Below are 9,899 nucleotides of genomic sequence, written 5' to 3'. Positions count from 1 at the left end.
CGCCAGTGCGCCATCCGGCCAAGCGCCGCCGCCTGAGAACGGTGATGCAGGAACTGATGACCATGGCCTGCCGCCTGGTGCACAGCGGCCGGCAGTGGATTCTGCGCTTTGGTCGGCACTGTCCGGGCTTTGCCGTTTACCAAGATCTTTACGAAGGAATCGCCTCCTCCGGATAAGCCAATTCGACAACGGCCATATCTTAAAACCACCCGGGAAACCATGCCGGGGCAATCCGCTATTGCCTGGCGACCCTAGTTTGATCAAAAAACAGCCAAATCCTGGTGGCTGGTCGACTTCAGCCTGCACGTTCCAGGCATTATCAACCTGCTTTTGGTCAAGTTTTCGCTCACATTAGCGCCGATGGCGCTTTGCGGGGTATATTGGCCTGCAAAGTCACTGATTCAGGACCAACATAAGCGTAACCAAGGCCTACCAAAAACGTCGTCGTTACTCCAAAGAGCTATCGTCGCCGAATGTCTGAAGCCCGGAGCGTCTGTTTCCCGGATGTCGCTGGATAATGAATTGCCTCAACGCCAACATGGTCCGACTCTGGGTGAGTGTAGATTCCTTGCGGTTCAGCTCTCTGAAAGACCTCCCGTCTGTTCTTGGGGAATCTGAAATTTGTCAATCAAAGACCGAAGAAAAGCACGCTCATTCTCCAGTCGTGAATTGTCGCCGGACAGCGATACGTTACGAGCCTTAATTGCAGAGAGCTTTTGTTGCCATTCTCGTTTTTCGAGCTGGTGCGAATCGCGTTCTTTAGAGAGACGTTGCTCGACCTTCTTAACTTGCTCTCTGAGGGATGCTATCTGCTGCTCCCTATTGACGACTTCGGACTTCAAGCTTTCAACTTCGCCATTGGCGGCTTCCTTTTCGATTACTTGCTGACGTATCTTTTCCTGTAGAGATTCGCTGCTTGAACGGGCTGCTTCCAGTTCTGCTGAAAGGGCACTGTAATCTTCACTGCGTTTATCCAGCTCTTCTTTGTATATCTTGATTTCCGCCTCGTGATTTTCCTGCATAGCCTGGCGCGCGACGTCGCTGTCTTTAATGATGATTCTCATTTCGTTTCTAGCTTCTGCCGTTTCAGATTCCTTCTGCTGTATCACAGATTTTGCGGCTTCTATTTGCTCAGCTTGTTGGATCACTTTCTCCTCAAGTCTGGCGAGCTCTACTTCAAGTTTTTGACTCTTATCGCGACTGAGATCCCTCTCCGCAATAGCTTTTTCTAACTTTGCTTCAAACTCGTCGATTACTGACTGCTTGTCCCCGAGCTGGCGCTCCAAACTGCTTACCAGAGTAGCTTTTTCTTCTAGCTCGGTATTGAGCTGTTGGGTTGCTTGTCGAATTCGTTCTTTGGACTGCTCATCCAGCTCAAGGGCAACCGGCCTGAGCATGTTGACCAGCTTCAGTGTAAGGGGGTCGTCTTTTTCGGCGCTGTAGTCCGTCGTATGTCCCAGAGCTTTCAGGAAGTAACCAATTTTCGCGATGGATCCTTCACCAAGAATTTTGCGGACCTGGTAAGGGTTGACTGGTGTGTGGGTGCTTTTTAGCTCTGCCACAGCTGATTCGACGGCTGATTCAGTGATTTTGGCTGGTCTTGGCATGATAGTAAGTCTCCACACAGATAAAACGATCAAAAACAATGAATTATTGAGTTTTCAGCGTTTGATCCCTGGCGCTCTTCGAATTTCCGGTATTCATATTTGGGTATTGCTATGAATAGTATAACGAAACGAACGAAAAGAAACACGAAATAAGAAAAGTGGGGTTTTTTATGTTAAAAATCAAGATTCGATAATAGAAGGTTATCGCATCTTGATGATATATTGAGAGAGTAGGGCGGTTAAGTCGTGGCTTTTGGGATCGGGTCATCCGAAACCACGATGAAATGAAGCAGACAGGTGAAGATCATTTCGAATATCCCTGGCACCTGGTTACATGGCGATGAAGAAACTGACTGGGCCTGGTGCCAACCTGTATGGCATTCAGCGGGGGTACCTTGTCGGTTCTGATTACTGGGGTACGGTGGATATTGATACAGTCAATGGAGAGCTGCTGATGGAATTAACTTGCTTCGAGAACGGATTGGAACAGCATGCGAATGCTATTCGCGCGACCATTAGACGTTTTGGTTTACACGTCCGGCATGTAGATGGTCTCAGCTATACGGTGGGTTTTGATAAAATTGGGTTTCCGGAACTGCTCATTGAGACCGCTCCGGCTGCACATGCGGAGGAGTTATTTCTGACCATGTACACAGCAGCCAGGTATCGGCTTCGTAACACTGATCATTGGCACACCTTAGCCGGAACGCTAGATCCAAAACCTCTGTTCTTGGATCTCCCGGAAGACCGTAAAAGGCAGGTTTTCGTTGATGCAAGGACCGGTTACGGACATTGGGATTTTCGGGCCAATCTGGTGCAACTCCCTCATCAGAGTGGCGGCCTGTGTCGGGCCTTCTGAATGTTACAAATTGAAATTCACTTGCGGACAAGTAAGCGCAGCGGGAGCCAGTGAAATGACCAGAAATGGATCCTACGAAAGCCAGGGTAATGAGCGTAAACGGGGCCTCGAAGATGAGAGTTTGTCCCACTCTCCAGGGCACCCAGACCAGTCAAAACTCACTAAATACCTAGAAGCTGCGCGGAGCACCAACACCGAGCTCGCCACCGCTAACGCGATTAAGCATTATCGAGAAGTTTATAAGGGCCCCTTCCCTTGCACTCCACATGATCTGTCTCTTTATCTGAGTCATTATGCCGGGACACTGAAAGTGGCGACGTTGGAACAGCGCCGCTCATTGATTGGCAAGTGGCACGAAGAGATGACCGGCTCTAACCCGAACAAGAGCAAACTCGTTCTAGAAACCATGCGAGGAATTCGGAAATTCCATAATGCCAGCCAGAAACAGGCGAATGCTCTGCCTTTAGACACCCTCAGGGAAACCGTGAGCTTTCTTGCGGATAAAAGAAATCGTCAAGAAGGTGCGGCTAATCGGGAGTGGCGCCGTTATTCGCGGGACAGGGCCATGCTACTCACGGCATTTTGGTTTGGTCTTCGAGGGAGCGAATTGGTGAATATACGGCTTTCCCACCTGACTTTTGATTGGAGAAGTCATCCGCCAAAATTGACGGTGATGATTCCCACCTCAAAGGCCGACCGCAGCAGTTCGGGGCGAGAGGTAACGCTTGTTGCTTTATCAGAACTATGCCCTATTTACGCAATTTCCGAGTGGATCGAGGACAGATTTGGGGGACTCGATATCGGCTCTGAAACAATTAAAGACCAGTTCTTGTTCAGTAAAGTCGACCGCTGGGGGGCGGTTTGGTCTGATGGCCTTAACTCGAATTCCATCAATAAAATTTTGAAGAGGGTTTTTGACGAGGCGCGCGAGAATGGAGCGCACATTCCGGAACATTTCAGTTCGCATTCGATGCGTCGTGGCGTCTCAGATTGGTTGATTGATCAGGGCGCGTCGTGGTCCCAATTAATGCATTGGGTCGGCTGGCGAGATGTCCGGTCGGCCAGAAAATACGTAGACTCAAAAGAGAGTCTGCCTTCGATCTTTATGGACAACAATCAGCGACTGAGTGTAGAACAATCAAACAAAGATAAAGGTCACGGTCAACCTAGTAAGATTGGGCATGATGAAAACCGGTAGGATGATCACTTAGAAAAGCCGATTTTACGCAGAAGATTTTTCCCTCGATATGTGAGTGAGTCCGGCCCCGATTTTTGTAACTCCTCCTGCTTCAATCGCAGAAACACCTCTTTACGATGCACTGGAACATGGGAGGGGGCCTCTATCATCAGTCTGATTCGGTTGGTATCGATCAGGGTTACGGTCACTTCGATGTCCTCTCCAATGATGATGGACTCATTCAGTGCGCGTTGCAGGACCAGAGGCATATCAGTTTCCTTGTTAGTCAGGAGGTGAAAATGAGCTCACCAGTATGGAAGGTTCGCAAAGGTTGGACTCCAGAAGTCCTGTCGGGAAGGAGCCCTTCGAACACTTTGATAACTTCAATTCCAGGAATCGACTTGTACGCAGTCCGTTTCGTAAGCTGAACATAGGCGTCCAACGGGTTCATTGCCGGTACGTCGAAGCTGAACGTCTTGCGTTGTTCGGTAACAATATCGATGCTGAATGGGCGAGCACGTCCTGGGCGATCTCCGTCTGAAACGTCGGCCCTGGAGAAGAGTGTTGCCACCAACGGTTCAATGAAACCGTTATCCATTTGATCGGATACGGCTAAACCCTCCAGGTAGCCTGAAAGCCGATATCTCCATTCCAGGCCTTCGATCTCGTCTTTCGACGGATGCAGATTCTTCAGATAGCGAATTGGATTTGGATTGCCGCGTTTGATGCGCCCTTCAATATCCCTGAATAGATCTTTTACCCGGTCTTCGCTCAGATGTGTCATAGGTGATCCGTTGTGGTCTCGATTTCCGAAATAGCGTCTGCCAACAACCGCTGAAAGTCGGGACTATATGGAGAGGCAATCTGTGGTTGAACCAGGAAATTGGAGCTACCCATGGTGGTTTAACCTCTCGTTCCGATGCTTGAGAGAATCGAAAGAGCCTCTTCATTAGTCAAACCTCCGGGCAGCTTTTCCTGAAGGAGAGCCTGGGCCTGAGGGCTTTTCCTGGCAAGGTTGAATAAAACCTCGGTTACTTCTATGGATGCGGGATCCTGGGCAGGATGGAGTTCGGCCAGTGACCTGGCTATCTCAACTCGTTCGCTGATGGCATTGTGGGCGGCTGTATTCTCGAACTCTGAAGGATGTGTGGCATTAATCGTATTGGAAGTAAGCGGTTGGTCATTTGAGAAAAAGCGCTCGAAATTAACCTCTGGTAGTAGGACTGTCAGCTTGAAGAGGCTGGGCATCGAGTAGTAGGAGGTAACAACACCAAGGACGAAGCCTATAAATAGTCTCAACATGGTGTTTCTCCCTTTGTCTGATGGGCGACCACCCTGGTCGCCCAGCCGTTATTAACGGGTTAACGCGGCTTTGGTTCTGAGTGCGAGACTGCCTGCAACATCGGCCGGTGTTATCGGGGAGTCTTCTCTAACCCAAACGGTAATGGTGATTTGGCTTTTATCGGTAGCCTGCTTTTCGATCTTATGATCGATGACGTATCTACCATTACCGTGCTCTCTCGGTGCACGCATGTGATAGTAGGCAGAAGGCGACGCGCTATAGGCAGTGTCAAATTGATTGAGCTTGTCGTCAGCAACGATGCCCCACTCCTGGCGAATCTCCTGTTCCGTATAATATCGGTACTCTTTTTTTACCTTCACAAACGCAACATCCACGTCGATTGGAGCCGAGAACGTTGTTGTTTGCTCAATGTATGAAGAGCTTTTCTTTGCTGGTTCATCCGCCTGAGCAGTCTCGGCGATAGAGGCTGAGTTTCGGGACTCAATGGTGCTGCCGGGCGCTGATCCATCGTGATTGATGGGTTTGCCGGTAAGAGGATTGTTGATGCAGGTAAGGCACCTGCCATCGTTGGTGTAGATGTGTTCGCCACCGGCGCAACCAGCAAGTACGCCGATAAGCCCGAGGGCCAAACCGAGGTTGATCAATTTCACTGGGTTCTCCTTGCACGTCTTTTTCTTGGTTTGCTTCGAAAACCAGGGCCCGGGCGGACTGAGAGTCTGACGAGGAAAAGGAAACCCATGAGTGACCATCCTGAAGCCGGATTGAGTTTGCCGTTAAACGGCAATCAACCTGGCAAAAATGGGTCACAGCACAAAGACCTATTTGGTTGGCGGTAGACGTGGGTGAACCCGGGGGTTCGCACACAAGCCTCTCACGGAGAGAAATCCCATTCCTGAACTCGACCCAGATCTCTGGGGCACTTTCCTTAGTTGATGGCCAGAGCGGGCCATTGAGTTTTAAGGATTCAGATGCAAGTTTGCCCCCGATTGGTGTATCGGAGCAACGTCCTGAGGTCGTTCGAAGAGTGTCGGATTCAATATTGAGAGCAAAATCATGTTTCCCTGATTATTTATTGACCACATGCGACATGTACATAGTAGAATCAGGCTGGTGCCATGGAGGCGCTGAATAAAAGCTTTCACGCTTTTTTTGACGACAGGGATGTACATACCATGATCAAACCCCGCGCCATCATCGCTGGGATTATTCCCGCCATCTTTATCGTTCTGTTACTGGCCTTGCTGCTGGCTAAGCAAACGGATTTGTTTCAAAAGCACACACACCCATGGCCACCACTATCGGGAGCACCACTGAGCGCTTTTGAAAACCCGCATCCACTGGAGTCGGACAACGGTACACTGAACCTGGATGAAATCCCCTCGACTGTGTTGTTGTCGGTATTTTTGTTCCTCTTAGCCGTTGCAGCGATTGCCTGCTCCCGCGCGATGAAAGGTTCCAGGGGCACCATGGTTTTTCTGTGGGCTCTGGCTAGTTTGCTGTCCGGGCTGTACCTCCTCTCGCTACGGAGTTTTCCCTTCGATTCGTACCTTTCGGAACTGACCGTCGCAGCGCTTGTCTTCGCTGTTGTTGGCAATCTTCTGCTCGGGTTTTGGCTTTCACAGCTTAAAGGACGGTATGTCGCTCAGGGTAAAGCGATTGTGATGAAGCAAAATCTGCTGGCCATTGCTGCACATGAGCTGCGCACACCGATCACAAATCTCCGATCTCAAGCGGATCTGGCATTGGCCTATATCGATGGGGCCGCTCTTGGGGATGCCAGGGGTATCCTGCAAATGAGTCTTGATGACTTTGATACGCTTGACCATCACATAAAGTCTATTCTCGCTCTGGCGGCTCTGGAGAACGGGACTCTCAAGTCCAGAAAAGACTGGTTTGCAGTGGCGAAAATGTGCAATGAGTTGAACGGCCAGTTCGCCGGCACGGCGAATGTCGCCCTGATATGGGATTGCGTCGATGATCCTAGAATCGGAGTTACTGAGGTGTACTCAGACTACGATTTAATCAAAGTGGTGGTTCGAAACGCGATCGAAAACGCGTTTAAACATACGTCCGATGGCTTCGTGAAAATATCGATGTCTCTCCGAGACAAAGGAATTTCGATTTCTGTGCGAGACACCGGGGCTGGCATGTCCACCGCTGAGATGAATGCGCTGCAATGGCACAAAGACCCGCTTTCGCTTGGTATCCGTCGCGGTAAAGATGGATGGGGCATCGGGATGTCAGTTATGAAGAAATTCTCCGAATTCCTTGGAGGGAGAATCAGGATCGACAGTAAGCCAGGCTTCGGGACCTGCCTGACGATCGATCTGCCCGTTGATTACCGGACCGGAGAGCTCCCCAAGCAAGCTGCAGTTCTGCCGGATCATGATATGGATCTGGAGCCTGGGTCGATCCGCACATCAAAAAGCGGAGACCAGAAAACAAAGGTACTGTTGATTGACGATAACCACACTTTTCTTAAGCAAATGCAGCGTTTTTTTGCACCGAAGATTCTTGGAATTCCAGACGTCGAATTAACGGTCTGCGATGACCCGGTTTCGGGTATCACGAGACTCGAAGAGCAACGATTTGATCTGCTCTTGGTCGATTTCCACATGCCCCATGTTGATGGCCTAAAGCTGCTCGAATGGCTGGCCAGTCATGAGCATCCAAACCAGGGAATGGTTAAGATTATGCTCACCGCCGACCCAAGTATTCCGGAACGAAAGCGTGCGGCGATTGTTGCTGCCGGTGCAAGAATTGTCTCTAAAGGGATGCCAATCGAAGACATGAAGATCTTGGTTGCGGGGGTTAAGGAACAGAAAGTCCGAAACCAGGCGCAGATACGCGCAGCTGTCGAACTGACCGCTATCTGAAGGTGGCTGACACCCACGAATAGTTTTACACGACTGGTATAGCATCGAAGAGAACGTCCAGGCTGTCTTTGTTTGAGGGATTTAACTGATCGCCACGGGGATGTCAGCCCATCGAGTCGTGTAAGCAGGCGAAAGATTTTCTCTTCGCATTTGCCAGCTTTGGTTTTTGTGAATCTGCCGGCCAAACTGGATCGTGTTTTTGCCAGCGATGCTGTTGATCTTGTCTAAGGTCCGCATCAGCTTCCGGTTTCGCTCGTCGTCCTCGACCTGGCTGAAAAAATCGGATTGGCAAGCACCAGGCACCCGGAAGTCTGTCAGTACAATGCCCGCTTTGTTGTACCGGTACCCCTCCCGCCACAACGACCGGGCAATACTGACCGCATGTCGTACGATTTCCCGGGTGTCTGAGGTCGGGAATGGCAGAGTAATCCCTTGCTGGTTGGCGTAGTGGTTACCGGTTCGAAACCGGCTCGTTGACATGAACGCGGCCAGATACCCGCAATCCTGGTTTTCGCGACGCAGCTTCTCAGACGCTCGGGATGCGTGAGCGGTAATCGCGGCAAGCATGGAATTCAGATCGGTGACGGGTGCCCCGAAGGACTTTGAACATAGAATCTGCTGCTTTGCCGGTGCTACTTCGAGAAGGTCTGAATGACATGGTATGCCGTTCAGCTCCCTGACGGTGCGCTCGACCACGACTGAAAAGTGATCTCGTATCCATTTAGGATCGGAATCGGCTAGATCCAGAGCAGTCTTTATTCCCAGGGCATCCAGTCGTTTGCTCAGTTTCCTGCCGATTCCCCATACTTCTTCCACCGGTGTCAGGTGCATAAGACGTCGTTGCCGGTCTCGGTCAGTCAGATCCACGACACCCCGGGTGGCGGGATAGTGTTTTGCGGCGTGGTTAGCTAATTTTGCCAATGTCGGACTTGGAGCGATTCCGACACAGATAGGTAAGCCCGTCCATATTCGCACCAGCTCTTTAACGTGGTGGCCGAAATCCAGATACGACACAACGGAATCGATACCGGTCAGATCAAGAAAGGCTTCATCAATACTGTAGGGCATGACCCGTGGTGCGCATTCCGCCAGGGCAAGCATGAATCGATGGGACATATCTCCGTAGAGTGCATAGTTGGATGAGCAAACAATCAGGCCGTGCTTTTCGACGTACTCCCGCAACTCAAAAATGGGTTGGCCCATCTTTATACCGAGCGCTTTCGCCTCCGGTGATCGTGCAACGGCACAGCCATCGTTGTTACTGGCGACCACGACCGGCCGGCCACGAAACGCTGGATTGAATAACTGCTCGCAGCTGGCGTAAAAGCTGTTCATGTCACAAAGAGCGAACACCTGTTTCATGTCAGAGCGCATGCACCACGGTGGTTACAACACCGAAGATTTCGAGTTCATCCTCCTCCCGAAGCGTGATGTCGGGGTAATCTTCGCTTTCTGCCCGCAACACAGGCCGGCTTGGAACACTCAGGTCCAGGCGTTTGCACACAAATTCGCCGTCAACGGACGCAATGACGATCTTGCGATGTCCCGGTGGCAGACTGCGATCGACAACCAGAGGGTTGGCAGACAAACGTGAAAAATTCCCCAGAAACACGCCCAATCCATTGAATTTCCGAATTTTTGGGTAGGTTTTTTTTATCCAGCTTCATCCTCAACGCTCGGCCGAGCTTTGGACGCTCCCGACTTCTCCAAAATGTATCCGTTTCATGAAACATGTATCGTTTTGTAAATTCGTTTGGACAAAAGATCAACCCTAGGGGTCTGCGCGGCAGAAGTATTTTGAGCAAGTGACCCCGCCGCGTCGAATCACAGTTCGGCCCGAGAACGTATCCACAATATCCAGCCGAATAGAGTCTCGATTCTCTCTATTCAGTCAGTCAAGACGGTTATCACCGAATGCGTTATCGTAGTCCGATCAGTCAGTACGCCCAAGGATCCCTCGGACCCTCTATTTCAGCCTCATCAGTGAACTCATCCGCCTGAGATTAAGCGACAGACAGACCAGATCCCATTCACCCTGCACGGCGTGAAGGCCCCGCAGACTGAACTGTCGGAAGCC

10 protein-coding genes and 1 pseudogene are annotated in these 9,899 nt (G+C 50.7%); 4 read left to right on the top strand and 7 right to left on the bottom strand.

The genetic code is table 11. From position 1 onward, the window contains the following. Positions 1–176, top strand: a pseudogene (locus tag AC13DD_RS00235) (IS1380 family transposase); the annotation flags it as partial. Between the two features lie 399 nt (positions 177–575). Here the strand turns inward: AC13DD_RS00235 and AC13DD_RS00230 are convergent. Next, entirely contained in the window at positions 576–1,607 is a 1,032-nt protein-coding gene (locus tag AC13DD_RS00230) for a hypothetical protein (RefSeq protein WP_482930665.1), read from the bottom strand. A 334-nt stretch (positions 1,608–1,941) separates the two neighbouring features. On the opposite strand from AC13DD_RS00230, the gene AC13DD_RS00225 reads away from it, so the two are divergent. Beyond that, entirely contained in the window at positions 1,942–2,466 is a 525-nt protein-coding gene (locus tag AC13DD_RS00225) for a hypothetical protein (protein WP_482930664.1), read from the top strand. 55 nt (positions 2,467–2,521) lie between these two features. Beyond that, positions 2,522–3,664: a tyrosine-type recombinase/integrase gene (locus AC13DD_RS00220; RefSeq protein ID WP_072678565.1), complete on the top strand. Its 1,143-nt coding sequence runs from the start codon at positions 2,522–2,524 to the stop codon at positions 3,662–3,664. Between the two features lie 5 nt (positions 3,665–3,669). Here AC13DD_RS00220 and AC13DD_RS00215 read toward each other — a convergent pair whose 3' ends face one another. The 4 genes from AC13DD_RS00215 to AC13DD_RS00200 form a co-directional block, all read right to left on the bottom strand. Next, positions 3,670–3,912 carry a carbon storage regulator gene (locus AC13DD_RS00215; RefSeq protein ID WP_286255820.1) on the bottom strand — a complete coding sequence of 81 codons (243 nt, stop codon included), beginning with the start codon at positions 3,910–3,912 and terminating at the stop codon, positions 3,670–3,672. A 17-nt stretch (positions 3,913–3,929) separates the two neighbouring features. Then, positions 3,930–4,427: a hypothetical protein gene (locus AC13DD_RS00210; RefSeq protein WP_011783497.1), complete on the bottom strand. Its 498-nt coding sequence runs from the start codon at positions 4,425–4,427 to the stop codon at positions 3,930–3,932. Between the two features lie 119 nt (positions 4,428–4,546). Then, positions 4,547–4,945 (bottom strand): hypothetical protein, encoded by a 399-nt coding sequence (locus AC13DD_RS00205; RefSeq protein ID WP_482930663.1) that lies wholly within the window; start codon positions 4,943–4,945, stop codon positions 4,547–4,549. Between the two features lie 51 nt (positions 4,946–4,996). After that, positions 4,997–5,596 (bottom strand): hypothetical protein, encoded by a 600-nt coding sequence (locus tag AC13DD_RS00200; RefSeq protein WP_072678562.1) that lies wholly within the window; start codon positions 5,594–5,596, stop codon positions 4,997–4,999. A gap of 465 nt (positions 5,597–6,061) precedes the next feature. Here AC13DD_RS00200 and AC13DD_RS00195 point away from each other — a divergent pair, with 465 nt between their 5' ends. Further along, positions 6,062–7,822: a hybrid sensor histidine kinase/response regulator gene (locus AC13DD_RS00195; RefSeq protein WP_482930662.1), complete on the top strand. Its 1,761-nt coding sequence runs from the start codon at positions 6,062–6,064 to the stop codon at positions 7,820–7,822. Between the two features lie 81 nt (positions 7,823–7,903). Here the strand turns inward: AC13DD_RS00195 and umuC are convergent, their stop codons facing one another. Then, positions 7,904–9,184 (bottom strand): translesion error-prone DNA polymerase V subunit UmuC, encoded by a 1,281-nt coding sequence (gene umuC / locus AC13DD_RS00190; RefSeq protein ID WP_482930661.1) that lies wholly within the window; start codon positions 9,182–9,184, stop codon positions 7,904–7,906. Position 9,185: 1 nt separating this feature from the next. Continuing rightward, positions 9,186–9,410 carry a S24 family peptidase gene (locus AC13DD_RS00185; RefSeq protein ID WP_482930660.1) on the bottom strand — a complete coding sequence of 75 codons (225 nt, stop codon included), beginning with the start codon at positions 9,408–9,410 and terminating at the stop codon, positions 9,186–9,188. Positions 9,411–9,899: the final 489 nt, after the last annotated feature.

Source organism: Marinobacter sp. L-13 (genome assembly GCF_056857715.1).
Note: the sequence above shows the minus strand (reverse complement) of the source record. Positions and strands in the feature narration are given on the sequence as shown.